This is a genomic window from Streptomyces wuyuanensis, assembly GCF_900103455.1.
Taxonomy (GTDB): Bacteria; Actinomycetota; Actinomycetes; order Streptomycetales; family Streptomycetaceae; genus Streptomyces; species Streptomyces wuyuanensis.
In genome coordinates this window covers 178,314-202,830 of record NZ_FNHI01000010.1, presented here as the reverse complement: position 1 = coordinate 202,830, position 24,517 = coordinate 178,314, and the positions used below count along the sequence as shown (strand labels likewise).

Annotated in this window: 26 protein-coding genes; 14 read left to right on the top strand and 12 right to left on the bottom strand. The window is 69.3% G+C overall.

Annotated features, from left to right (window positions below):
* The first annotated feature begins 56 nt into the window (after positions 1-56).
* Genes BLT82_RS16875 through rplI form a run of 3 tightly spaced genes read left to right on the top strand, consistent with a single transcriptional unit; the run spans position 57 to position 1,397 of the window.
* A complete protein-coding gene (locus tag BLT82_RS16875; protein WP_093655577.1) occupies positions 57-638 on the top strand; it encodes a single-stranded DNA-binding protein in 582 nt (193 codons plus the stop codon).
* A gap of 57 nt (positions 639-695) precedes the next feature.
* On the top strand, positions 696-932 hold the full coding sequence (gene rpsR / locus BLT82_RS16870) for a 30S ribosomal protein S18 (protein ID WP_003949403.1): 237 nt from the start codon (positions 696-698) through the stop codon (positions 930-932).
* Positions 933-950: 18 nt separating this feature from the next.
* The gene (gene rplI / locus BLT82_RS16865; RefSeq protein ID WP_093655575.1) at positions 951-1,397 is read left to right on the top strand and encodes a 50S ribosomal protein L9; all 447 of its coding nucleotides are present in this window, start codon (positions 951-953) and stop codon (positions 1,395-1,397) included.
* Between the two features lie 175 nt (positions 1,398-1,572).
* On the opposite strand, the gene BLT82_RS16860 is transcribed toward rplI, so the two are convergent.
* Positions 1,573-2,910 (bottom strand): MATE family efflux transporter, encoded by a 1,338-nt coding sequence (locus BLT82_RS16860; protein WP_093655573.1) that lies wholly within the window; start codon positions 2,908-2,910, stop codon positions 1,573-1,575.
* A 424-nt stretch (positions 2,911-3,334) separates the two neighbouring features.
* Between BLT82_RS16860 and dnaB the strand changes: the two genes are divergently transcribed.
* Entirely contained in the window at positions 3,335-4,822 is a 1,488-nt protein-coding gene (gene dnaB / locus BLT82_RS16850; RefSeq protein ID WP_093655571.1) for a replicative DNA helicase, read from the top strand.
* A gap of 62 nt (positions 4,823-4,884) precedes the next feature.
* A complete protein-coding gene (locus BLT82_RS16845; protein WP_093655569.1) occupies positions 4,885-6,267 on the top strand; it encodes a serine hydrolase domain-containing protein in 1,383 nt (460 codons plus the stop codon).
* A gap of 97 nt (positions 6,268-6,364) precedes the next feature.
* Here the strand turns inward: BLT82_RS16845 and BLT82_RS16840 are convergent, their stop codons facing one another.
* Together BLT82_RS16840 and BLT82_RS16835 are read right to left on the bottom strand one after the other, a co-directional pair.
* On the bottom strand, positions 6,365-6,817 hold the full coding sequence (locus tag BLT82_RS16840) for a GNAT family N-acetyltransferase (protein ID WP_093655706.1): 453 nt from the start codon (positions 6,815-6,817) through the stop codon (positions 6,365-6,367).
* 47 nt (positions 6,818-6,864) lie between these two features.
* Positions 6,865-7,356, bottom strand: a complete 492-nt coding sequence (locus tag BLT82_RS16835; protein WP_093655567.1) for a MarR family winged helix-turn-helix transcriptional regulator — start codon at positions 7,354-7,356, stop codon at positions 6,865-6,867.
* A 180-nt stretch (positions 7,357-7,536) separates the two neighbouring features.
* Between BLT82_RS16835 and BLT82_RS16830 the strand changes: the two genes are divergently transcribed.
* On the top strand, positions 7,537-8,754 hold the full coding sequence (locus tag BLT82_RS16830) for an MFS transporter (RefSeq protein ID WP_093655565.1): 1,218 nt from the start codon (positions 7,537-7,539) through the stop codon (positions 8,752-8,754).
* A 104-nt stretch (positions 8,755-8,858) separates the two neighbouring features.
* On the top strand, positions 8,859-9,293 hold the full coding sequence (locus BLT82_RS16825; protein WP_093655563.1) for a GlcG/HbpS family heme-binding protein: 435 nt from the start codon (positions 8,859-8,861) through the stop codon (positions 9,291-9,293).
* Between the two features lie 43 nt (positions 9,294-9,336).
* Here BLT82_RS16825 and BLT82_RS16820 read toward each other — a convergent pair whose 3' ends face one another.
* Together BLT82_RS16820 and BLT82_RS16815 are read right to left on the bottom strand one after the other, a co-directional pair.
* Positions 9,337-10,191, bottom strand: coding sequence for a GNAT family N-acetyltransferase (locus BLT82_RS16820; protein WP_093655560.1), 855 nt, complete (start codon positions 10,189-10,191; stop codon positions 9,337-9,339).
* A gap of 4 nt (positions 10,192-10,195) precedes the next feature.
* Entirely contained in the window at positions 10,196-10,741 is a 546-nt protein-coding gene (locus BLT82_RS16815) for a DUF2269 domain-containing protein (RefSeq protein WP_208867934.1), read from the bottom strand.
* 736 nt (positions 10,742-11,477) lie between these two features.
* On the opposite strand from BLT82_RS16815, the gene BLT82_RS16810 reads away from it, so the two are divergent.
* Positions 11,478-13,193, top strand: coding sequence for a globin domain-containing protein (locus BLT82_RS16810; RefSeq protein ID WP_093655559.1), 1,716 nt, complete (start codon positions 11,478-11,480; stop codon positions 13,191-13,193).
* Positions 13,194-13,268: 75 nt separating this feature from the next.
* On the opposite strand, the gene BLT82_RS16805 is transcribed toward BLT82_RS16810, so the two are convergent.
* The 5 genes from BLT82_RS16805 to BLT82_RS16785 all read right to left on the bottom strand — a co-directional run bounded on the left by BLT82_RS16805 (position 13,269) and on the right by BLT82_RS16785 (position 16,989).
* On the bottom strand, positions 13,269-13,748 hold the full coding sequence (locus tag BLT82_RS16805; RefSeq protein WP_093655702.1) for an NUDIX domain-containing protein: 480 nt from the start codon (positions 13,746-13,748) through the stop codon (positions 13,269-13,271).
* A 62-nt stretch (positions 13,749-13,810) separates the two neighbouring features.
* Positions 13,811-14,707 carry a LysR family transcriptional regulator gene (locus tag BLT82_RS16800; protein ID WP_093655556.1) on the bottom strand — a complete coding sequence of 299 codons (897 nt, stop codon included), beginning with the start codon at positions 14,705-14,707 and terminating at the stop codon, positions 13,811-13,813.
* A gap of 281 nt (positions 14,708-14,988) precedes the next feature.
* Positions 14,989-16,113, bottom strand: coding sequence for a cystathionine gamma-lyase (locus BLT82_RS16795; RefSeq protein WP_093655554.1), 1,125 nt, complete (start codon positions 16,111-16,113; stop codon positions 14,989-14,991).
* On the bottom strand, positions 16,110-16,601 hold the full coding sequence (locus BLT82_RS16790) for a low molecular weight protein-tyrosine-phosphatase (protein ID WP_093655552.1): 492 nt from the start codon (positions 16,599-16,601) through the stop codon (positions 16,110-16,112). Before BLT82_RS16790 ends, BLT82_RS16795 begins: the two co-directional genes overlap by 4 nt.
* Before the next feature lie 7 nt (positions 16,602-16,608).
* A complete protein-coding gene (locus tag BLT82_RS16785; protein WP_093655550.1) occupies positions 16,609-16,989 on the bottom strand; it encodes a phage holin family protein in 381 nt (126 codons plus the stop codon).
* A 51-nt stretch (positions 16,990-17,040) separates the two neighbouring features.
* Between BLT82_RS16785 and BLT82_RS16780 the strand changes: the two genes are divergently transcribed.
* From BLT82_RS16780 to BLT82_RS16765, 4 genes are all read left to right on the top strand, one after another.
* Complete coding sequence (locus tag BLT82_RS16780) at positions 17,041-17,358, top strand: cupin domain-containing protein (protein WP_093655548.1); 318 nt, start codon at positions 17,041-17,043, stop codon at positions 17,356-17,358.
* A 128-nt stretch (positions 17,359-17,486) separates the two neighbouring features.
* Positions 17,487-17,699, top strand: a complete 213-nt coding sequence (locus BLT82_RS16775) for a DUF5326 family protein (protein WP_093655700.1) — start codon at positions 17,487-17,489, stop codon at positions 17,697-17,699.
* A gap of 439 nt (positions 17,700-18,138) precedes the next feature.
* Entirely contained in the window at positions 18,139-18,843 is a 705-nt protein-coding gene (locus tag BLT82_RS16770) for an IclR family transcriptional regulator (RefSeq protein ID WP_244292013.1), read from the top strand.
* A 111-nt stretch (positions 18,844-18,954) separates the two neighbouring features.
* Positions 18,955-19,389 (top strand): SsgA family sporulation/cell division regulator, encoded by a 435-nt coding sequence (locus BLT82_RS16765; protein ID WP_093655546.1) that lies wholly within the window; start codon positions 18,955-18,957, stop codon positions 19,387-19,389.
* 36 nt (positions 19,390-19,425) lie between these two features.
* Here the strand turns inward: BLT82_RS16765 and BLT82_RS16760 are convergent, their stop codons facing one another.
* The gene (locus BLT82_RS16760) at positions 19,426-20,781 is read right to left on the bottom strand and encodes a YibE/F family protein (RefSeq protein WP_093655544.1); all 1,356 of its coding nucleotides are present in this window, start codon (positions 20,779-20,781) and stop codon (positions 19,426-19,428) included.
* A 196-nt stretch (positions 20,782-20,977) separates the two neighbouring features.
* On the opposite strand from BLT82_RS16760, the gene thiC reads away from it, so the two are divergent.
* Complete coding sequence (thiC, locus tag BLT82_RS16755) at positions 20,978-22,765, top strand: phosphomethylpyrimidine synthase ThiC (RefSeq protein WP_093655542.1); 1,788 nt, start codon at positions 20,978-20,980, stop codon at positions 22,763-22,765.
* A gap of 352 nt (positions 22,766-23,117) precedes the next feature.
* Positions 23,118-23,474 carry a DUF805 domain-containing protein gene (locus BLT82_RS16750; protein ID WP_093655541.1) on the top strand — a complete coding sequence of 119 codons (357 nt, stop codon included), beginning with the start codon at positions 23,118-23,120 and terminating at the stop codon, positions 23,472-23,474.
* A 112-nt stretch (positions 23,475-23,586) separates the two neighbouring features.
* On the opposite strand, the gene BLT82_RS16745 is transcribed toward BLT82_RS16750, so the two are convergent.
* Positions 23,587-24,411: a hypothetical protein gene (locus tag BLT82_RS16745; protein ID WP_208867928.1), complete on the bottom strand. Its 825-nt coding sequence runs from the start codon at positions 24,409-24,411 to the stop codon at positions 23,587-23,589.
* Between the last annotated feature and the right edge of the window lie 106 nt (positions 24,412-24,517).

Sequence of the window (24,517 nt, the reverse complement as noted above, 5' to 3'; positions counted from 1 at the left end):
CATCGGGTTCGAGTAGCAGCAAGCAGCCAGAAGCAATCCCGCCGAGAGGTTCACCCATGGCAGGCGAGACCGTCATCACGGTCGTCGGCAATCTCGTCGACGACCCCGAGCTGCGCTTCACCCCGTCCGGTGCGGCGGTCGCGAAGTTCCGTGTCGCGTCCACCCCCCGCACCTTCGACCGCCAGACCAACGAGTGGAAGGACGGCGAGAGCCTCTTCCTCACCTGCTCGGTCTGGCGTCAGGCGGCGGAGAACGTCGCCGAGTCGCTCCAGCGAGGCATGCGCGTCGTCGTGCAGGGCCGGCTGAAGCAGCGGTCCTACGAGGACCGTGAGGGAGTCAAGCGCACGGTCTACGAGCTGGACGTCGAGGAAGTCGGCCCCAGCCTCAAGAACGCCACGGCCAAGGTCACCAAGACGACCGGCCGCGGTGGCCAGGGCGGCTACGGCGGTGGCCAGCAGCAGGGCGGCGGCTGGGGCGGCGGTCCCGGCGGTGGCCAGCAGCAGGGCGGCGGCGGTGCTCCCGCCGACGACCCCTGGGCCACCAGTGCGCCGGCCGGCGGTCAGCAGCAGCAGGGCGGCGGCGGTGGCGGCTGGGGCGGAGGCTCCGGCGGCGGCTACTCGGACGAGCCTCCTTTCTAGGGATCCGTTCCCTGGGGAGCTCGTACCCCAACTTCTTGATCACACAGGAGAAACACCATGGCGAAGCCGCCTGTGCGCAAGCCGAAGAAGAAGGTCTGCGCTTTCTGCAAGGACAAGGTCACGTACGTGGACTACAAGGACACGAACATGCTGCGGAAGTTCATTTCCGACCGCGGCAAGATCCGTGCCCGCCGCGTGACCGGCAACTGCACGCAGCACCAGCGTGACGTCGCCACGGCCGTCAAGAACAGCCGTGAGATGGCGCTGCTGCCCTACACGTCCACCGCGCGCTAAGGGAAGGGTGACAGAAACATGAAGATCATCCTCACCCACGAGGTTTCCGGCCTCGGCGCTGCCGGCGACGTCGTCGACGTCAAGGACGGCTACGCTCGCAACTACCTGGTCCCGCGCGGTTTCGCGATCCGCTGGACCAAGGGTGGCGAGAAGGACGTCGAGCAGATTCGCCGCGCCCGCAAGATCCACGAGATCGCGACCATCGAGCAGGCCAACGAGATCAAGGCCCGCCTCGAGGGCGTGAAGGTGCGTCTGGCCGTTCGCTCCGGCGACGCCGGCCGCCTGTTCGGCTCCGTCACCCCGGGCGACATCGCTTCGGCGATCAAGGCCGCCGGTGGCCCGGAGGTCGACAAGCGTCGTGTCGAGCTCGGTGCGCCGATCAAGACCCTGGGCTCGCACCAGGTGTCCGTGCGCCTGCACCCCGAGGTCGCCGCGAAGCTCGGCGTCGAGGTCGTCGCCGCCTGAGCGACTGCCCGCAGAGCAGCATGAGAGGGCCGCACCCGTCCGGGTGCGGCCCTCTTGTTGTACGTGGCGCGCTTGTCGCTCAGGTACGCGCCATGACCGTGCCTGCGGACGCTTCACCGCCATGGGGAGCCGGATCCCGCGAGGGGAAGCGGCGTTTCACGTGAAACACCGCTCGTCAGCGCGTTGCTCCCGTCACGATCCAGCGGCCTGAGCGGGCCCGTAGCCAAAGGGTCGCCAAACGGACCGCCATCATGAGGGTCATGGCCCACCAGAGGGCGGTGAGCCCGCCGCCGAGGACCGGCACCAGGAAGGCAGCCGGCGCGAACACCGCGAGGGTGACCAGCATGGCCCCAGCCAGATAGGGGCCGTCACCGGCGCCCATCAGCACACCGTCGAGAACGAACACCACACCGGCGATGGGCTGGGACAGGGCCACCACGAGCAGTGCCGGCAGCAGGGCGTCCCTCACCGCGGGGTCGCTGGTGAAGAGGGGGATGAACAGCGGACGTGCCAGCACGATCAGGACTCCGAGCACTACGCCCGAGGCGATTCCCCACTCCACCATGCGCCGACACGCGGCTCGCGCACCGGCGGGATCGTCGGCGCCCAGATAGCGGCCGATGATGGCCTGGCCGGCGATCGCGATCGCGTCCAGAGCGAAGGCCGTAAGGCTCCACAGCGAGAGGATGATCTGGTGCGCGGCGATGCTGGTGTCGCTCAGACGGGCGGCGACGGCGGTGGCGATCAGCAGCACGGCTCGCAGGGAGAGCGTACGGATGAGCAGCGGCACACCTGCCTGGGCACTCGCCCGTATGCCGCCGGCGTCCGGGCGCAGCGAGGCGCCGTGGCGATGTGCGCCGCGGATGACCACCACGAGGTAGGCGGCGGCCATTCCGCACTGGGCGATGACCGTGCCCCAGGCGGAGCCGGCGATGCCGAGCCCAGCGCCGTAGACAAGGCCGAGATTGAGGGCCCCGTTGGCGGCGAAGCCACCGATCGCCACATACAGGGGAGTACGGGTGTCCTGGAGGCCGCGCAGGACACCGGTGGCAGCCATGACCACGAGCATGGCGGGGATGCCGAAGCTCGAGATGCGCAGATAGGTGATGGCGTAAGGAGCGGCCGTGTCGGACGCTCCGAAGACGTTGACCAGCCATGGTGCCGCGGGCAACGTGACCGCGACGACTGCGGCTCCGAGCAGCAGCGCCAGCCAGATGCCGTCCATGCCCTGGCGGATGGCGGCGCTCAGATCGCCCGCGCCCACTCGGCGTGCGACTGCGGCGGTGGTGGCATAGGCGAGGAAGACGAAGACACTGACGGCCGTCATCAGCAGAGCGGCCGCGATACCCAGTCCGGCGAGCTGTGGGGTCCCGAGATGGCCCACGATCGCGCTGTCGACCATCACGAACAGGGGCTCTGCGACGAGCGCTCCGAAGGCTGGGACGGCGAGCGCGATGATCTCGCGATCATGTCGTCGGCGGCTGGATCTGGACGCCGCAGGGGCCTGTGTCATGGGCACCAATCTAATCTTCCACAGGTAAGAGATGCAATGAGGCAGTAGTCCTTACCGAATCCCGGGATGCGGCTTCTGCTGTGCGCCGTTTGTTCTGATCTTGATCCGGCTGGGGAAGTTTTTCTCCCCCACAGCCGGTGGACGGAAAAGAAGCAGGTCAGAGTAGGTGTGAAGTGAGTCCTATGACTTTGTCCACAGTGCTGTCCCCCGCTCCGTGCACAGGTTCCGCAGGGTTCTCCACAGCATCTGCTCCGTCGTCCACACGGCCTGTGGATAACCAGATTGGCTGACGGTGCCGACGGCCCTACCGTGGACCGGCGCCCGATGTGCCGCGAAGCGGAATCGGGCCTCTCGTGTTGTCAGTGCCGTGTCCTAAAAAGAGTGCCACGCAGAGGTCCGCGGAGCGGACGGGAGGAGGCGGCCGGTGAGCGTTCCCGAGCCCCTTGACGAGCCCTGGACCGATCTCGGTCCGGGTGACCGTCTGCCCGTCTCCCGGCCCCGCCGAGGAGAGGGCCGTGGACGCGGCGGCCGCGAGGAGCAGCACGAGCGCGGACGCGAGAGCGTCGCGTGGGACGACGGTTCACCGGGCTTCGAACGAGTTCCCCCGCAGGACCTCGACGCCGAACAGTCCGTCCTCGGCGGCATGCTCCTGTCCAAGGACGCCATCGCCGACGTCGTCGAGATCATCAAGGGCCATGACTTCTACCGGCCCGCGCACGAGACCGTCTACCAGGCGATCCTCGATCTTTACGCCAAGGGCGAGCCTGCGGACCCCATCACCGTCGCCGCCGAGCTGACCAAGCGCGGTGAGATCACCCGTGTCGGCGGGGCCTCCTATCTGCACACGCTCGTCCAGTCGGTTCCGACGGCCGCGAACGCCTCGTACTACGCGGAGATCGTGCACGAGCGTGCCGTACTGCGACGCCTGGTCGAGGCGGGCACGCGCATCACACAGATGGGATACGCGGCCGACGGCGACGTCGACGAGATCGTGAACTCGGCCCAGGCCGAGATCTATGCGGTTACCGAGCAGCGCACCAGCGAGGACTATCTGCCGCTCGGCGAGATCATGGAGGGAGCCCTCGACGAGATCGAGGCGATCGGCTCCCGCAGTGGCGAGATGACCGGAGTCCCGACCGGGTTCACCGACTTCGACTCGTTGACCAACGGTCTGCACCCCGGCCAGATGATCGTCATCGCCGCCCGTCCCGCGATGGGCAAGTCGACGCTCGCGCTGGACTTCGCACGGGCGGCGTCGATCAAGAACAATCTGCCCAGCGTGATCTTCTCCCTCGAGATGGGGCGCAACGAGATCGCGATGCGACTGCTGTCCGCCGAGGCGCGCGTCGCCCTGCACCACATGCGCTCCGGCACGATGACGGACGAGGACTGGACCCGGCTCGCCCGTCGTATGCCGGATGTCTCCCAGGCGCCGCTCTACATCGACGACTCCCCGAACCTCTCGATGATGGAGATCCGCGCGAAATGCCGGCGTCTCAAGCAGCGCAACGATCTGAGGCTCGTCGTCATCGACTATCTGCAGCTGATGCAGTCCGGTGGCTCCAAGCGGGCGGAGAGCCGGCAGCAGGAGGTCTCGGACATGTCCCGAAACCTCAAGCTGCTGGCCAAGGAGCTGGAGGTCCCGGTGATCGCCCTCTCGCAGCTGAACCGTGGTCCCGAGCAGCGTACGGACAAGAAGCCGATGGTCTCGGACCTGCGCGAGTCCGGCTCCATCGAGCAGGACGCGGACATGGTCATCCTGCTGCACCGGGAGGACGCCTACGAGAAGGAATCGCCGCGCGCGGGCGAGGCGGACCTGATCGTGGCCAAGCACCGAAACGGTCCGACGGCGACCATCACGGTCGCGTTCCAGGGCCACTACTCGCGCTTCGTGGACATGGCCCAGACCTGAGTGTCCGGGCTCGGCAGCGGGGTGCGGTCGACCCGGACCGCGCTGTCGGATAGATCTGGTCCATGACCTCACCTTTCGAAGCGCTGCTGCCCAGCACCGAGCGCGCCCTGCTGCACCGTGTCGCCGTCGCACAGTCCGAGGGGCGCGCCCCGTCTCTCGTCGGGGCGGTCGCCAGGGACGGACGTCCCGTGTGGAGCGGCGCCCGCAGTTGTACCGAGGAAGACGCGCCGGACGCGGACACCCAGTACCGCATCGGTTCCCTCACCAAGACGTTCACCGCCGTGCTCGTCCTGAGGCTGCGGGACGAAGGACTGCTCGATCTGAACGATCCGCTCGACAAGTACCTGCCGGGAACGGGCGTGGGGGAGGCGACCATTGCCCAACTCCTCTCCCACAGTGCGGGTCTTGCGGCCGAGAGTCCGGCCCCGTGGTGGGAGCGCCCGCCCGGATCGCTTCGCCCGGAACTGGCCGATGTGCTCGGTGAGCGGCCAGTGGTGCACCCGGCCGGTCGGCGCCACCACTACTCCAACACCGGTTACACGCTGCTGGGTTCACTGATCGAGGCGGTTCGGGGGAAGCCGTGGGAGGAGGTACTGCGATGTGAGCTCCTTGAGCCGCTGGGTATGCGCCGTACGAGCTGCGACCCCCAGCAGCCTCATGCGAGCGGATGGGCGGTGCACCCGTGGGCGGATGCGTTGATGTCCGAACCGGCCCAGGACCTGGGACTGATGGCCCCGGCGGGTCAGCTCTGGTCGACCGCCGCGGACCTCTGCCGGTTCGCCGGATTCCTCGTCGAAGGCGATGAACGGGTGCTGGGCCCGGGTTCCGTACGCGAGATGCGGACGGCGTCCGCCCCGGCGGAAGCCGGGGACTGGGACAGCACCTACGGACTCGGCCTTCAGATCGTCCGAAGGAACGGGCGTACGCTCATCGGCCACACAGGGTCGTTGCCGGGATTCGTCGCCTGCCTCTGGGCGGACGCGGAGGAGGGCGTGGCCGCGGTGGTGCTCGCCAATGCGACATCGGGTCCGCTTCCGGCGGCCGCGGCGGCGGATCTCGTCCACATCGTTGTGGAGGCGGAGCCTCGGTTCCCGGAGCCTTGGCGCCCTATGCCGGTGGTGGACGAGGCGCTGCTGGAGCTGACGGGCGCCTGGTACTGGGGAACCTCAGCCTTCGGGCTGAAGCTCGTCGCGGAGTGCGGCGTCGAGTTGTACCCCTTGTCGGGCAACGGCCGGGGCTCGCGGTTCCGCGCCGGCCAGAACGGGACATGGACCGGGCTGGACGGGTACTTCGCGGGCGAAACCCTGCGCGTGGTGCGCCGTCCGGACGGCGGGTTGATCCATCTCGACCTGGGCTCCTTCGTCTTCACCAGGGATCCGTACGACCCGGCTGCCGAGGTGCCCGGTGGCGTGGACGAGGGAGGCTGGCGGGGTCTGTCCAGCTGACGAGCGGCTTCCACATGCCCCTGGTCGGGACCTTCCGTCCCGGCCGGAGTGGCCGTTTCACGTGAAACCCCGTTGCCGGCCGGGTCCGGTCAAGGTGTCAGAGCACCAGCTTGAAGCCCAGGTGCGATGCCTCGAACCCCAGGCGCTCGTAGAAGCGGTGGGCGTCGGTGCGGGAAACGTCGGACGTCAACTGGACCAGGCGGCAGCCTTGTCGCCGTGACTCCTCGACCGCCCACTCGATGAGCTGGGTGCCGAGCCCGCTGCCCCGCTCGTCGGCATGGATCCGCACCGCTTCGATGATCGAGCGGGTGGCGCCGCGGCGGGACAGCCCCGGAATGATGGTGAGCTGCAGGGTGCCGACGGTACGGCCGTCACGGTCGGCGACCACGAGGTGCTGGTTCGGGTCTTCTGCGAGTCGTGCGAACGCAGCCAGGTAGGGGGTCGGGTCGTCGAGCGACTCGCGCTGCGCTCCCAGCGGATCGTCGGCGAGCATCGCCACGATCGCGGGGATGTCGGAGGGGGAGGCGGGCCGTATCCGCAGATCGCTCATGATCCGCACCCTATGCGCCGCCGATCACCACGCGCAGGGGCGGTTCGTCACACGGAGGCGCCGGCAGGGGCCGCAACCGTGGATGCGGGAATCTTCAGCTCTTCGACCGCCCGGACGAGCGGAGCCAGCTCTGGGTCCTTCGCCGCTTCGTCGAGCGCCTCACGCAGTGCACGGTCGTTCGTCGGCCGGGCCGACGCGAGCAGTTCGAGTCCGGCCTCGGTGACGTCGGTGTAGATACCGCGGCGGTCCGTGTCGCACAGGTAGCGGCTGAGCAGCCCACGGTCCTCGAGCCGGGTGACGAGGCGGGTGGTGGCGCTCTGGCTGAGCACCACGGCGTCGGCGACCTGCTTCATCTGGAGGTGGCCGCCCGGGCCGCTGTGCTGACGGCTGAGCACGTCCAGCAGCGAGTACTCGCGCACGCTCAGATCGTGATGCGACTGGAGGGCCCGCTCGATGTGGCTCTCGATCCTGCCGTGCAGCAGGGAGAGTGCGCACCAGCTCTGGGCGAGTGCGGTGAGTGCCGGGTCCGTCGCTGTCATCGATCTCTCCTCCGTTCCGTCCAGGAGTGTCTGCGGGCCGGGGCCTCGACCCCTGCGGAGTGGCGCGACTCCAAGAGTAGACGACTGATGCAATAGCCCGCGCTTGCAATTAAATGCGTCTGCAATTATTGTCGACGCTTGTAAGGCGCAAGTGCAATCGTTTGAGAAGGTGACCACCCCATGCCGCTCGCCCTCCTCGCCCTCGCCATCGGGGCATTCGGTATCGGAACCACCGAGTTCGTGATCATGGGCTTGCTGCCCGAGGTCGCGAACGACTACCAGGTCTCGATACCCACCGCCGGCTTCCTCGTGACCGGGTATGCCCTCGGAGTGGTCCTGGGGGCACCTCTGATGACCGTCCTCGGCACCAAGATGTCCCGCAAGCGGATGCTGATGCTGCTGATGGGCCTCTTCATCGTGGGCAACGTGCTCTCGGCCGTCGCTCCCGTCTTCGGCGTCATGCTCGCCGGCCGTGTGGTGGCCTCGCTCGCTCACGGAGCCTTCTTCGGCATCGGCTCGGTCGTCGCGGCCGACCTGGTGGCTCCGGAGAAGAAGGCCGGTGCGATCGCGATGATGTTCACCGGCCTGACCGTCGCGAATGTCGTCGGCGTCCCGTTGGGCACCTTCATCGGCCAGAGCATCGGCTGGCGAGCCACGTTCCTGATCGTGGCCGGACTCGGCGTACTGGGACTCGCGGGCGTCGCCAAGCTGGTTCCGGAGCAGCCCAGGCCCGAAGGGGTACGGCTGCGACACGAGATGGCCGCCTTCCGCAATGTGCAGGTGTTGCTGGCCATGGCGATGACGGTGCTCGGCTTCGGCGGCGTCTTCGCCGCGATCACCTACATCACGCCGATGATGACCGAGGTCGCAGGCTTCGCCGATGGCTCCGTGACCTGGCTGCTCGTTCTCTTCGGCCTGGGCATGGTCGGCGGCAACCTGATCGGTGGGAAGTTCGCCGATCGCGCGCTGATGCCGCTGCTGTACGTCTCGCTCGGATCCCTGGCCATGGTGCTGGCACTGTTCACCTTCACCGCGCAGAACAAGATCGCGGCGGCCGTGACCATCGCGCTCGTGGGTGGGCTGGGCTTCGCCACCGTCCCGCCGCTCCAGAAGCGCGTCCTCGACCAGGCGTCGGGAGCGCCCACTCTGGCCTCGGCCGTCAACATCGGCGCCTTCAACCTCGGCAACGCGCTCGCCGCCTGGCTGGGCGGCATCGTCATCGCGGCCGGTCTCGGCTTCACCGCTCCGAACTGGGTGGGCGCGCTGCTCGCCGGTTCGGCGCTGGTCCTGGCGGTGCTCTCCAGCGCCCTCGAGCGCCGGGACGGACGCAGGGCCAGCCGGGTGATCGCGGGATCGGCCGCCTCCGAGCCGGTTCCGATCGCCACAGGCCGCCACTGACGTCACGTCCGTGATGACCACGGCAGCCCCCTGGGCTGCCCTCGGCCCGCGCCCGCAACTCCGCCACGCCCTCAGCTTCCGACAGAAAGCACCAGGAGATCTCCATGACCGCCACCGCAGTCACCACCGCCGTCGCCTCGCTGACCACCGAGGACGCCGAGACTCTCGTCGCGGCTGCCCGCGCGGCGGCCGAGGCCGCCGACGTGACCGTCGCGATCACGGTCCTCGACGCGGGGGGCCATCTGCTGGCTTTCCGCCGTGACGACCGCGCCGTACTCATCGCCGGCGAGACCAGCACCCGCAAGGCCTACACGGCACTCCAGCTCAATGCGCCCACCGGGGACCTCGTGGACGCCGTCCAGCCCGGCGGCCCCTTCCACACCCTGCCGACGGCCCTGGACCGTCCGCTCCTCTTCATTGCGGGTGGCGTTCCGGTACGTCGGGACGGTCGCCTCATCGGTGCGATCGGCATCGGCGGAGGCGCCCCCGAGCAGGATCACGGGTTCGCGGCCGCGGCACTGGAGGCGCTCGCCCGCTGAGGCGGCCCCTCCGGCGCCCCTCGGCGGTGGGCCTGCCCCGGGCTCAGCCCGCCGCGACCGTCAGGGGCGCGAAGCGGCGGGCCCAGTCGCCCGGGAGGGCGGGAGCTCCGCGGAGCATCACGGCATTGAAGGCGATCGGCTCGAGGCCGCTCGCCTTCAGCCATGTGAGCAGCTCCTCGTGCCGCACATCGATGTCCGTACGCAGCGGACGTTCCGTTCCCGTGGCGAGCGAGGTGATCAGAGACTTCGCCGTGTCCGTGTCACGTGCGATCAGAGGGCCGACGACGTGGGTATCCATGTTCGGCCAGGCGGCCGCGTACCCCGTCAGAACACCATCGGCCTCCGCGATCCTCAACTGGTCGGCGAAGGCGGGCAGCCGGGCGAGGATGTGTGTGCGGTCCACGCCGAACACCTCGGCGTCCAGACGCAGGATCGCCTGGAGGTCCTCCGCCGTGGCCGGCCGGGTAACCGACCGGGGTGCCGGACCCGAGGGGCGGAAGCGGCCCCGGACCATCTCGGCGCGACCGACATGGGTGAAGCCCAGCTCTTCGTACAGTGGCTGCCCGTTCGGCGTGGCATGCAGCGTCAGGGGAGTCTCGCCTGCTTCGCCGAGCACGTACCGCATCAGACGACGCCCGATGCCCTGCCGGGCGTACCGCTCGGCCACGAGCACCATGCCGAGGGCGGCGAGGCCCGGGCCGTACGAGGTCACCACGCATCCTGCGACGAGACCCTTGCCATCGGGGTCGTCGATGCCGTACCCCGTGCCCGCGGCGAGCAGCAGACCCCATTTGTGTTCCTCGCGCGGCCATCCCCGGTCCTCGGAGAGATTCGCGCAGGACTGCAGATCCGCAGGGGTCAGACGCCGGACGGGGAGCTCGGTGAGCGGAGTTGACATGAGGTCAGGCTGTCTGACGCAGTGATCTTCCGTCCACCCCTTTCGGGGAAGTGGCCGGGCTCCGCAGGCGCCGGCCCCGACGCGTCATGCCCCACGGTTTGAGTAGGGAGATCGCGGTCATGAAGACGTATGTGCACAGCGAGACGACCGGGGCGGCCAGGAGGCCTGCGCCATCTGCCACTGGCAGCCCCGCCGCAGCCTGGTCGGCCGCGGCATTCACGCCGGGGCGGAGCGAGAACGCGGTGAGCCCGGTGGTCGCCAGGGTCAGCCAGAACTTGGTCCAGACCCAGCGATAGCGAGCCAGGCCCCAGGGTGTTCCCAGGGAGAGGACCAGTCCGCTGCCGAAGGTGAGCAGAGCGACGGGAATCATCAGCCAGTTCGCGAAGACGGCCATCGAACGGTACGAGGCTTCTGTAGCGGCCGGTGATCCGGAGACCAGCGCGGTGACGCTCAGCCCCAGCAGACCGAGCGACAGCCCGAGCCAGCCCGCTGAAGCCGATGCATGGACGACGAGGAAGGCCCGCCGAGCGGGGCGTTTGAGTGGTTTCACGTGAAACACGGTGCCGGGGCCGGACCGGCTTCGCGTCTGACGAGGGGAGTAGGCGCGTGTACTTCCGGCGTGCACGGCGAAGCGCGATTCCTTCGGGAGGACTTCGACGATCCGGAGCACGCAGGCCTTCGGGTCCATGTCCCTGGGCCGTTCCGTTCATGGAGCCGGTCGACCCGTCCTGCATTTCCGTGCTGCCAAGAGGTGAAGGTCACGAAGGGGCTCTGTGCAGAGATCGGGACGGTTGCCGAACGGCCCGGACGTTCCTCCCGATTCGGTGCCCGATACGCAGATCTTTGCCGTGGTGACCGTTGCGGAGGCGATGAATGCGGACCATCATCTGTCCGGGCTCGCCACACCACACCGGACGGGGACGCGATCTGCTGGAGGCCTGCGAACTGGTGCGATTCCATTGTCGGTTCCGGGTACGGGGACATATCCACCGAGACCCGAGTCCCGGCCGCGTAGACGGACACGGGTGCGATGCAGCCTAACGGGAAAGCGGGTGGGGATACCCGGACTTTCCGCTCTTTGTCCGCCGCCGTGCTGGAGCTGGCATGCTGCGACGACGAGCGCTGCGGGCAACGTCACCATCCGGTCCCACTCGCCCGAATCCCATAATCGCGAAGGCTAATGTGGGCGGGCACGAGTCATTGAGAACAGAGCGGGGAAATCGAGGCGCCTTCCGGACCAGCGGAAGTGCGCAGACCGACCAGAGATGTTCGAGGCGAGGCACACAATGGACGCTCCGACCACCACGTCGGCCGACAACGGGACCTCCGGCGACAACGGCGCGAAGGGCGGGGGAGGCTGGTTCACCCCTCGGAAGCAGCCTGCCGAAGGCCGGCCTTCCGGCGCCGAGGGCTCCGCCCACGAGGGAACCGAACCGGCCGCGGAAGACGGGCGAATAGCCACCCCCAGCCGACCGGTCGCCTCGATCCGCCCCGTCGGCACGGGTGCCGAGCGTGCGGCCGGAACCCCGTCGCGCGGGGTCACCGTCCCGCAGACGCGTACCACCCCCGGGCCCCAGGTGCCGCCGGCCGCGGCGCCGCGTGAGACGCCTGCGCCGCCCTCCGCCCCGTACGGCAGCGGTGGCGCCTACGGTGCCCCTTCCACCTATGGGAACGCCGCGCCCCACCACGCTGCCCCGCCGCAGCACACAGCCGCGCCCCAGCACGGCGCCCACCCCTACGGCGGCGCCGCGCCTCACCAGAGCGCTCCGTCTCCCCACGCGCACCAGGCCGGCCCGCCCCACGGGGGTGGCGCCCCGCATCACGGGCCCGACCCGGCCGCCGGTGCCGGCAGGCCCGGCTCCGGTCTGTTCCCCGGAGTCTCCGACCAGAAGGCGTCCCCCGACGCTGTCCTCATCCGGCGCACCATGGAGGAGATCGCCCCGGTCGCCGACAAGGTCACCTCCTACTTCTACGCGTTGCTGTTCGTCCGCCATCCCGATCTGCGGTCCCTCTTCCCGGCCGCCATGGACACCCAGCGCGACCGGCTCCTGAAGGCGCTGCTCACCGCCGCCGAGCACATGGACAACACGCCCGTCCTGGTCGACTACCTCGAGCATCTCGGCCGTGGCCACCGGAAGTACGGCACCCAGCCCGCGCACTACCCGGCCGTCGGCGAGGCGCTCATCGGAGCACTGACCCGCTATGCGACGACGACCTGGAACGAGGAGACCGAAGCCGCCTGGGTCCGCACGTACACGACCATCTCCCAGATAATGATCGACTCGGCCGCGGAGAACGAGCGGCACGCGCCCGCCTGGTGGCACGCCGAGGTGGTGTCCCATGACCTGAGAACCCCGGACATCGCGGTGGTCACGGTGCGCCCCGACCAGCCGTACCCGTTCCTGGCCGGCCAGTACACGAGTCTGGAGACCCCGTGGTGGCCGAGGATCTGGCGGCACTACTCCTTCGCGGGAGCGCCCCGGTCCGACGGACTGCTCTCGTTCCATGTGAAGGCCGTCCCGGCAGGCTGGGTCTCCAACGCCCTGGTCCACCACGCACGGCCCGGCGACGTGCTCCGCCTCGGCCCGCCGGCGGGATCGATGGTCGTCGACCACACCACCGACAACGGCATGCTCTGCCTGGGCGGCGGTACCGGAATCGCGCCGATCAAGGCGTTGGTGGAGGACGTCGCCGAGCACGGTGAGCGTCGTCCGGTGGAGGTGTTCTACGGAGCGCGCAGCGATCACGACCTCTACGACATCGACACCATGCTGCGGCTCCAGCAGAGTCATCCGTGGCTCCAGGTGCGGCCCATCGTGGACGGAAGGACACAACTGCCCGACGCGGTGCTCGAGTACGGGCCCTGGAACGAGTACGACGCCTTCCTCTCCGGCCCGGTCGGGATGATCCGCAGCGGAGTGGACACCCTCAGGGGCGTCGGCATCCCGTCGGAGCGCATCCGCCACGACTCGCTCGAGGAACTCGTGGCGGCGGCCGACTAGGCAGGGCGCGGCCGACTCCCGCGCGTGCGTGCACGCCGGGCGGGCGATGAACACACGGACCGGGAGATCCCGTGCTCAGCCCAGATCGGGTGCGTGCATCGCCCGGACCCCCTCGATGTTGCCGTCCAGGTAGTGCCGCAGGGAGAGCGGAACGAGATGCACGGCGGCGATCCCGACGCGGTTGAAGGGCACCCGGACGATCTCGTACTCGCCGCAGGGCTCATCCACTTCGGGGCCGTGCCGCCGGGACTCGTCCATGGCCACCAGACGGCAGACGAAGAAGTGCTGCACCTTCACACCCGAGACGCCGCCGTCGATGATGTGCTCGACGGTGTCCACGAAGCAGGGCACCACATCGACGATCTTGGCGCCGAGTTCCTCGTCCACCTCCCGGTGGAGGGCCTCTACGACGGTCGCGTCCCCGGGCTCGACCCCGCCGCCCGGAGTGATCCAGTACGGATCCATGCCCGGCTTGGTGCGCTTGATCAGGACGAGGTCGTCGCCGTCGAGCAGGATGGCGCGTGCGGTGCGCTTGACCACTGGCCGTTCGGTCATGGTCAGAGAGTGGCCCACGACACCCGTTCTGAAACTCCACTCCACCCCGCTGTCGCCTGCCGTCACCAGGCGGCCGCGGCGAGCAACAGTTCCTCGTGCGCACGCGCGATGTGCGGCAGTGCGAGCGTGCCGGTCCGGACGACGAGGAAGTACGTGCGCAGTGGTGGGACGGGGGGTTCGAGCAGGGCCACCAGCCGGCCGTCCTCCAGGGCGCCCAGGCAGAGGTAGCGGGGCAGCACGGCGAGTCCGGCCCCGGCGGCGGCCGACTCCAGCGCCGCCCGCAGATCGGGTGCGATGACGGCGGCCGCGGCGGGCGGGCGGCTGTCGAACACCGAGGCCCAGTAGCGGGAGACGAACGGCAGGGACTCGTGGACCTCGATCACCGGCAGCTGTTCCAGCACGACGGCGCCCTTGCGCAGCAGAGCTCCGTCCTCCAGTCGGGCAGCCCAGCGCGGTGAGGCGACCAGGACGTGCTCCTCGTCGCAGAGCGGGGTCTGGGCGAGCAGGCCGCCCCGAGGCCGGGCCGTGGTCACGGCGAGGTCGTGGTGCCCGGCCGCCAGCCCCTCGAGCGTCTCCTCGGCGTTCCCCGTGAACGACGTCCGCAGCGCCAGGCCCTGCGAGACCAGTGGGGCCAAGGCGGGCAGCACCCTCGCGGAGGTGAACTCGGGCGGCCCGGCGAGGTGGAGGGTACGTACGCCGGACTCCTCGTCCAGACCCGCCTCCACGATCTCGACGAGCGCGTCGAGGTGCGGGGCGGCCCGGTGGGCCAGCTCGTCGCCGACGGTCGTCGGGGTGACTCCGCGCGCCTGACGGAGGAAGAGCGGTCGCCCCAGCTGCCGTTCCAGGGTCCGTATCTGGCTCGTCACCGCGGGCTGTGAGAGACCGAGCAGCGCGGCGGCGCGGGTGAACGAGCCGGCCCGGTGCACCGTGACGAACGTGCGCAGCAGGGCCAGATCCATCGTCCAACTATAAATAAGTCGATAGGTCTCTGTCGCTCCTGTGATTGGACACTGACGCAGAGTCAACTAGCCTTGTTCGAGCGGTTTCCGGTCCAGGGCGCCGCACGCGGCGCTACGCGCGGAGTGTGCGTGGTGCCATGTGTCACCGGCCTGGGAACCGCGTGCGGATGGGGGACGGTCCGAGCCATGAGGGGGGAGGCTCGGACCGTCCTTCGCGCCCGCCCGGACGCCCTCCGGCCGGTGTCCGCGGCAGGGGACCCGCCGCCGGTGTGCACCGCGCCTCAGTCCGCCGCCGCGTCCAGTGCCCGCAGCACGTCCGCGACGAGGTCGTCCGTGTCCTCCACGCCCGCCGAGAAGCGGATGAAGCCCTCGGAGACGGCGTCGCCGCCCCAGCGGCCCCTGCGTTCGGCGCTGGAGCGCACGCTGCCGAAGCTGGTGGCGTCGTCGACGAGACGTGCCTCCGCCAGGAAGCGCTCGGCGTGCTCGCGGCCGGGCAGGTCGAAGGAGACCACCGAGCCGAACCGGCGCATCTGCTCCGAGGCGATCTTGTGCGAGGGGTCCTCGGGCAGTCCGGGATAGCGCAGTCCGGTCACCTCCGCCCGCGCGGCCAGCGCCCGGGCCAGGGCGAGGGCGTTCGCACACTGCCGGTCGGACCGCAGCTGGAGCGTGGCCAGCGAGCGATGGGCCAGCCAGGCCTCCATGGGGCCCGGGATCGCGCCCACGACCTTGCGCCAGTGCCGGACCCGGGCGGCCAGTTCGGCGGTCCGGCACACCACGTATCCGAGCAGCAGGTCGCCATGGCCCGTCAGGCCCTTGGTGCCGCTGGCGACCGCGAAGTCCGCGCCGAGGGCGAGCGGGCGCTGGCCGAGCGGCGTCGCGAGCGTGTTGTCGACCGCGACCAGGGCGCCGCCGGCGTGTGCGGCGTCCGCGAGCCGTCGCACGTCGCACACGTCGAGCCCCGGGTTGGAGGGCGTCTCGATCCACAGCAGTTTGGCCCCGTCCAGCTCGGCGAGCTGGGCGTCGCCGCCGGTCGGCGCGGTCCGCACCTCGACCCCGTACTCCTCCAACTGCTCCCGCACCAGGGGCAGCGCCTGGTAGCCGTCGTCCGGCAGCACCACCGCGTCGCCCGCCCGGACCTGCGACAGCAGGACGGCGGAGACGGCGGCCATGCCCGAGGCGAAGACGACGGTCTCGACCCCGGTCTCCCCCGGTGCCTCCAGTTCCCCGACGGCCTGCTCCAGCAGCGTCCAGGTGGGATTGGAGTCCCGCCCGTAGGTGTACGGTCCCGTCGGTTCGCCGGGCAGATGGTAGTGGGCCGCGAAGACCGGCCCCGGCAGCGTGGGTTCGTACTTCTGCGGCTCCGGCAGACCGGCCCGTACGGCCCTCGTTCCCTCACCCGTGCTCATGCCGCCTTCTCCTCCACCGCGTCGCGCACCGCGGCGAGCAGTCCCTCGCTCGCGGCCTCCACCATGTCCAGGCATTCCTCGAAACCGTCCATTCCGCCGTAGTACGGGTCGGGGACGTCGAGGTCGTCACCGGCGGTCGGGTCGTACGAGCGCAGCAGCCGCACCTTCGAGGCGTCCGCTGCGGTCGGCGCCAGCCCGCGCAGCTCACGCAGATGGCCTTCGTCGAGAGCGATGACCAGGTCCAGCCGGGAGAACCACGAGGCGCGGAACTGCCGGGCGGCGTGACCGGACGCGTAGCCGTGGTTCCGCAGGACGGTGACCGTGCGGGGATCGGCGCCGTCGCCTTCGTGCCAGCCTCCCGTGCCGGCGCTGTCCACGACGACGAGGCCGTCGAGTCCGGCGTCCTCCAGGCGGGCCCGGAACACGGACTCGGCCATCGGCGACCGGCAGATGTTGCCGGTGCAGACGAAACAGACGGAGAAGGGCATCGTGCGTTCAGTCCTTGCCGTCGGGGAGCACCACGTTCAGCGCCCACGACACGATCGAGATGATCAACCCGCCGAGCACTGCCGTCCAGAAGCCCTCCACATGGAAGTTCAGGTCCAGGACATCGGCGAGCCAGGAGGTCAGCAGCAGCATCAGGGCGTTGACCACCAGCGTGATCAGGCCGAGCGTGAGGATGAAGAGGGGAAGCGTCAGCAGCTTGACTATCGGCTTCACGAAGAAGTTCACCAGGCCGAAGAGCAGGGCCACGATGATCAGGGTGACGGTCTTCTTCGCGGTGTTGTCGCCGGTGAGTGTGATGTCCTGGACCAGCCAGATCGCCACGGCGAGGGCCCCGGCGTTCGCGATCGTCTTGACGAGGAAATTCTTCATGTGTCTGATCGTGGCAGACGTGATCGGACCGATGGCAGGGGCGGACGGACGATGAAGGCATTCCGGCTGGACGAACTCGAGGCGGAGCGTGCCGCCAACGACGGTGCGTATCTGCAGTTCCTGCGCGAAAGGAACATGTCGGTCGGGCTGTACGCACTGGACGCGGGGGAGCTGGACCCGCAGCAGCCGCACCGGCAGGACGAGGTCTACCTCGTCGTCAGCGGCCGGGCCTCGATCACCGTCGGCATGGAGACGACCCAGGTGGGGCGGGGCAGTGTCGTCTACGTCCCCGCCGGAGTGGCCCACAAGTTCCACCACATCAGCGAGGATCTCCGGGTGCTCGTCGTCTTCTCCCCGCCCGAGAGCTGACCCGCCGGCCCGGTCTCCCTAGGGGACGGCTCAGGGGACTTCGGGGGACGCGGGCGCCGCGCGGACCACGCTCCGGCCTCTAGCATCGACAGCAGGAGAACTCACGGAAGCGAGGTAGGACGATGGCGGTGCGGGAGATACTGAAGGGGATGCCCTGGTGGGTGAAGTGGGTCGCCATCCCCCTGATCGCCCTTGTCGTCTTCGGCGGGATGATCGCGAATCTCATCGGCTTTGTGATCTTGCTGCTCTTCAAGGTCCTGTTCTTCGTGGCGATCGTGGGCGGACTGGTGTACGTCGTGCGGAAGTTCATGAGCTCGTCGTCCTCGAAGGGCGACTGGTAGGGGCAGCACCACCGGCCGGCGTGAGTGCGCCGGGGGCGCGCGGGGAGCGCGGGACGACGGACATCGCGGGGCGGAAATCGGCAGGTACGTACGCCCGTTAGCCCGCGCGAGGGAATGGCGCAGGTGATCCCCCCGGCCCGTCGGGGCCTGCCATTAGAGTGGCAGTCCTCCGCCGTCCCCCCCGGGAATTCCCGGTCGATGACCACCGCGAGCAGCGGTTCTTGCGACTCCCTGGGCAGTTCCCGAATTCGGTCTCAGGAGCAGCCCAGCCCTCGGGGAGCGCGGCGGGCGTGCGGGGGCGGCCCCCGCGCGCGGGCGGTCCGCCCGTCACCATGCCTGGGGGTGACCTTTGGCCACGGCATTGGCTAACAGTTCTGCGCCCACCACCACCTCGCCCGCTCCTACCCTGATCGGCTCGGTGCAACGGGCGCTGAGACTCATGGAGGCCGTCGCCTCACACATCGACGGCGCCCCGGCCAAGCAGCTCGCACGTGAGGCGGGCCTGCCTCTTCCCACCGCCTACCACCTGCTGCGGACCCTTGCGCACGAGGGCTATCTGCGGCGCGAGAAGGGCGTGTTCGTCTTCGGCGAGGCCGCGGTGCGGCTCGCGATGGGCGGCGCGATGCAGAATCGTCGCACCAAGATCGAGGAGTCCCTGGCGCACTGGCGGGATTCCATCGGCGTACCGGTCTATTTCGCCCTCTATCGGGAGGAAGAGATCGAACTCGTCGCCGTGGCCGACACTCCGTACGCACCCGCGGTGGACGAATGGGCGGATTTCCGGGAGACGGGGCATGCGCACGCTCTGGGCCAGTGCCTGCTCGGCCAGCTCGACGAGCGGGCTCGCAAGGATCACCTGGACCGTCACCCGGTGGACCGGATCACGCCCTATACGGTGCGCAATCGGGGAAGTCTGCTGGAACGGCTCGGGGCGATGGGGCAGATGCAGCCGGTGATCGAGCGGCAGGAATATGCCCTGGGAACGGTCTGTGCGGCTATTCCCGTCACCGTGGGCTCCGCGGCCGGCGCGATGGCGATTTCCCTGCCGCTCCACCAGGAAGATCGTTTGATTCCGGCGGTCGAACAACTACGCAGTGGTGTGGGCAGTCTGCTCAGTTCATTCGCCTTCTCTATCAGTATCTGAAAAATTACTCCTTGTGATCTCGCGGTCACTTACAGCACGATGTCGGGAGGGCTCGGGGGAGCATTCCCGGCCGTTTTCACGAGGTGCTTCATCCACTGCGGGGTTAACACGATGCGCGAGTCGGTTCAGGCAGAGGTCCTGATGAGCTTCCTGGTCTCCGAGGAGCTCTCCTTCCGGATCCCTGTGGAGCTCACGTATGAGACGAGAGACCCTTATGCGGTGCGGATGACGTTCCATCTCCCCGGGGACGCCCCCGTGACCTGGGCGTTCGGCCGGGAGTTGCTGCTTGACGGGATCAACGGGCCCAGCGGGGACGGCGATGTGCACATCGCCCCGACCGAGCCCGAGGGGCTGTCCGACGTCCACATCCGGCTGCAGGTCGGTGTCGACCGGGCGCTGTTCCGGGCCGGCGCCGCGCCCCTGGTGGCCTTCCTCGACCGGACCGACAAGCTGGTTCCGCTGGGGCAGGAGCGCACGCTCGGCGACTTCGAGGACAACCTGGAAGCCGCCCTGGGCCGCATCCTCGCGGAGGAGGCCGCCGGCTGACCTCCGGCGTGTCCGCCGCGGCCGTGTGCGACGGACCTACTTCGCCCGCCGGCGGCGCCCCCTGCTGCGCACCGCTCCGGCGGCCACACCGGTCACCGTGCCCCCCGGACGGTCGGCCGATACGACCAGAGCGGCCAGCGCCGTGGTCACCGGCACCGACGCGACCAGACCGATCGAGCCGATGAGAGTCCGGACGATCTCCTCTGCCACCAGCTCGCTGGTCGCCACCGTGCCCACCCCCGATTGCGCGATCGAGAACAGCAGGAGCAGGGGCAACGCGGCACCCGCATAGGCCAGTACGAGCGTGTTGACGACCGAGGCGATGTGGTCGCGGCCGATCCGGATGCCCGCTTTGTAGAGGCCGCGCGGCCCCATCGCCGGGTCAGCCTGGTGCAGTTCCCAGACCGCCGAGGTCTGGGTCACCGTGACATCGTCGAGCACACCGAGCGAGCCGATGATGACTCCCGCGAGCAGCAGGCCGGACATGTCGATGTTCGGGAACAGACCGTGGATCAGACCGGTGTTGTCGTCGGTGTTGCCGGACAGGGACGCCCAGCCGATGAACACCGAACCGAGCAGCCCGATCAGCAGCAGCGAGATCAGCGTCCCGAGCACCGCCACGGACGTGCGGGCGTTCAGACCGTGGCAGAGGTACAGCGCCATCAGCATGATCGCGCTGGCTCCGATCACGGCCACGACGAGCGGATTCGAGCCCTGCAGGATCGCCGGCAGGATGAACAGGGTCAGTACGGCGAAGCTCAGCGCCAGCGCGATCAGCGCCATCACCCCGCGCAGCCGCCCGACCAGTACCACCACGACCGCGAAGATCCCCGCGAGCAGCATCATCGGGAAGTCCCGGTTGATGTCGCTCACCGAGTACTGGAGATCGCGCGGTGCGTCGGGCGCGTATGCCACCACCACTTCCTGGCCCTGCTTCAGCTGGCGCGAGGCGTCCGGCTGCACGATCTCGACGAACGTACGGCCCTTGTCCTTTCCGGTGGTGACCTCGACTGTCGCCTTCTTGCACTTTCCCTGCTGGGAGTTGACCGCCTCGCGCCCCTCGGGGGTCGTGGTGTCCCCCGTCGGCGGCACCTGACCGGCGTTCACATCGGAGCAGTCGACCTCCTGCACCCGGACTACCCGGGCCTGTTCGGTCTGCCGGTCGAAGCCGACACCGGTGCGCTCGTGCTCCGGTGCGCCGCCCGGCCAGAGGGCGACGAGGCCGACCACCACCGCGGCGGCGAACGGGATGAGGACGGCGGCGATGACCCGTCGCAGATGCCGCGAAACGGGGGCGGCCGGCCCGTGGCCGTGGGCATGGGCGTGGCCGTGGGAGTGCGGCGGACCGCCCGCGCGGTCGTCCGGTTCTGGCGTCTGCTGGGAGGAAGTCACCGACAGATCATCGCAAGAACGGATGGGGCCCACTGTTCAGCACGCCCGACGGGGCGCTAGCGTGGTGACACCTTTGCACACGCGGGAGCTCGGAGCACCGGGCTGAGAGGGCGCTGACCGCCGTACGACCGTACGGGACAGCTGCGCCGACCGCCGAACCTGTTACCGGGTAATGCCGGCGTAGGGAGTAGGTCTCATGACCACATCGGACACGCGCACGCCTGCCTCCGACTCGTCCGAGGCGGGGAAGTCCATCGGCTGGCACAAGGGATACGTCGAGGGCTCGCGCCCCGACGTCCGGGTGCCGGTCCGCCAGGTGCACCTCACCAACGGCAAGGACGTGACCCTGTACGACACGTCCGGGCCGTACACCGATCCGCACGCCGAGACGGACGTTCGCCGCGGTCTGCCGCCGCTGCGGGAGAACTGGATCATCGGCCGCGGCGACACCGAGGAGTACGCCGGCCGTCCCGTACGGCCCGAGGACGACGGCATCAAGCACACGTCTCCGCGCGGCGGTCTGCGCAACCTCGACGCGGTCTTCCCGGGCCGTCAGCGCCAGCCCCGCCGGGGACGCGGCGGGCAGGCGGTGACGCAGCTCGCCTACGCCCGGCGTGGTGAGATCACGCCGGAGATGGAGTTCGTGGCGATCAGGGAGAACGTCTCCCCCGAGGTCGTCCGTGAGGAGATCGCGGCGGGCCGGGCCGTTCTGCCCGCCAACGTCAACCACCCCGAGATCGAGCCCATGATCATCGGCAAGCGGTTCCTGGTGAAGGTCAACGCCAACATCGGCAACTCCGCGGTGACGTCGTCCATCGAGGAGGAGGTGGAGAAGATGACCTGGGCGACCCGGTGGGGCGCCGACACGGTCATGGACCTCTCCACCGGCCGCAACATCCACACCACGCGCGAGTGGGTGCTGCGCAACTCCCCCGTGCCGATCGGCACCGTCCCGCTCTACCAGGCGCTCGAGAAGGTCGACGGCCGTGCCGAGGAGCTGACCTGGGAGATCTACAAGGACACCGTCATCGAGCAGGCGGAGCAGGGCGTCGACTACATGACGGTCCACGCCGGTGTGCTGCTGCGGTACGTGCCGCTCACCGCCCGCCGCAAGACCGGCATCGTGTCCCGCGGCGGTTCGATCATGGCCGCCTGGTGCCTCGCGCACCACAAGGAGTCGTTCCTGTACGAGAACTTCGAGGAGCTGTGCGAGATCCTCGCCGCGTACGACGTCACGTACTCGCTCGGCGACGGACTGCGGCCCGGCTCCATCGCGGACGCCAACGACGAGGCGCAGTTCGCCGAGTTGAGGACGCTCGGGGAGCTCAACACGATCGCCAAGCGCCACAACGTGCAGACCATGATCGAGGGCCCGGGGCACGTTCCCATGCACAAGATCAAGGAGAACATCGACCTCCAGCAGGAGATCTGCGAGGAGGCCCCGTTCTACACGCTGGGCCCCCTGACGACCGATGTGGCGCCCGCCTACGACCACATCACCTCGGGCATCGGCGCGGCGATGATCGCCTGGTGGGGCACGGCCATGCTCTGCTACGTCACTCCCAAGGAGCACCTGGGCCTGCCCAACCGGGACGACGTCAAGACGGGCGTCATCACCTACAAGATCGCCGCGCACGCGGCGGACCTCGCCAAGGGGCACCCGGGCGCGCAGGAGTGGGACGACGCGCTCTCGGACGCACGCTTCGAGTTCCGCTGGGAGGACCAGTTCAACCTGGCCCTGGACCCGGACACGGCGCGGGAGTTCCACGACGAGACACTGCCGGCCGAACCGGCGAAGACCGCGCACTTCTGCTCCATGTGCGGTCCGAAGTTCTGCTCGATGAAGATCAGCAGGAGCATCGCGGAGCAGTTCGGCGGTGACGAGCCGGCGGCCTCGGACACGGAGATCGCCGAGGGCATGCTCCAGAAGTCCAAGGAGTTCGCCGCCTCGGGGAACCGGGTGTACCTGCCGCTGGCGGACTGAGCGCCCCGGGGTCCGGTAGAGCGGTGGAGGCCTCGGCGCCTCCGCCGCTCGACGCTTTGTGGAGAGGTGCTCCGAGACGTGCTCTGACAGGTGCTCCGAGCGCCTCGGACCACGCCTGACGCCGACTGTGGTCTCGCCGCCGGGCTTCCCCAACTCCAGCCGGGCGAACAGGCCGTTCGGACCGGATCGGCCCGGTTTGCGGAGCCGCGGTGATCACGGTTGGGCGGCGGGTTGATTGCTTTTTCAACGAGGTCCTGAATCCCCTTGACCCCCTCTGGGCGCATGGATAACTTTCGGCCGCTTGGCTGAATTTCGATGCGTCCCTGACAAGGGACCTGGGGAGGGAATCGCAGTGAACTGGTACCTGGCGGTACTCAAGAACTACGCCGGATTCGGGGGGCGTGCGCGCCGCAAGGAGTACTGGATGTTCACCCTGGTGAACATCGCCGTCGTCGCCGTGCTGGCCGGCATCGGTGTCGCCATCGACACGATGATCCCGTACGTCGTCTACTACGTCGCGATCCTCGTTCCGGCCCTCGCGGTCACGGTTCGCCGGCTGCACGACACCGGGCGGTCCGCGTGGTGGCTGCTGATCTCCCTCGTGCCGCTGGTCGGTGCCATCGTCATGCTGGTCTTCCTGGCCTCGGAGGGCGAGGAGGCGCCGAACAGGTTCGGCGAGAACCCCAAGGCCGTCCCGGCCGCGGCCTGAACGCGCGGCCGTAACGGCACATGAGCGAGGCCGGGTGCAGCCACGGGCTGCCCCGGCCTTCGCCGCGCCCGCAGGCGCGCCGGGGAGGGGTGCGGCTCCGCCCCCGTGACCGCTACTCGGGCCGGTGCTCCGGCGGTCCGAAGTCGGGGCTGGTGAAGTCCGGGCTCGTGAACGTCGGACGGGAGCCGGCGGAAGTGCCGTCGCTCGGACTCGAGAAGTCGGGTCCGCTGTAGCCGACCTTGGGGAAGCGGTTCACCCGGCGGGGCGGGGCCGAGGAGGCGGGGTCGGCGCTGGGGTCCGCCAGTGCGGCGCGCAGGAACGGGAGGACGCCGCGCTCCAGGAGGGCGTGCCGCCAGGCTTCCTTGGCGCGCGCCACCTCGTCGGGCAGTTCTCCGCCCGCTTCCTCGGCGGGGACCTGGGTCGCGCCGTTCCGGAGCGCCGTGATCAGCAGCCCGATCGCGGCGGCGAGGAGTCCGGCCGCCGTCAGCGCGCCGAAGAACCAGCCCGCCGTCAGCAGGGTGTCCGCGAAGGCGGCGTCCGGGCTGACGGCCTTCAGGATGTAGCCGACGAGCAGGAAGATCAGCGCGGCGGTGCCCGCGAGGACCGGCGCCAGGACGGTGAGCACGGCGGCGAAGCCGGCGCCCGTCTCGGCGGACGCCCCGACCGCGGGTCCGAGGACGGAATGGCCGACGGACGCTCCCGTGGAGGTACGTGCCTCCCCGCGGACCTTCACGAAGTGGTCGTACTCCGCCGCGGCGGCGCTGGTGATGAGGGCGGTGGCGTTCAGCGCCATCGTGCGCAACTGCTCGGCGTTGAGCCGCTTGCCCATGCCGTCGAGATCTGGACGCTCGTGCGCTTTGCGCAGCGCGTCGTCGAGGATGCGCTCGTATTCGGCGCGGTCCTCGGCCAGCAGGTGCGGAGCGCTGTTCATGTGCATCCCCCGATGCTCCGTAGGGCCGGTTTGCCCGCGTGGGTGGGGCAGTTGGGCGGAAACGGAGGAGAGCCTGCTACGGATATGCCGATGGTAGAGCGGTTACGGCACG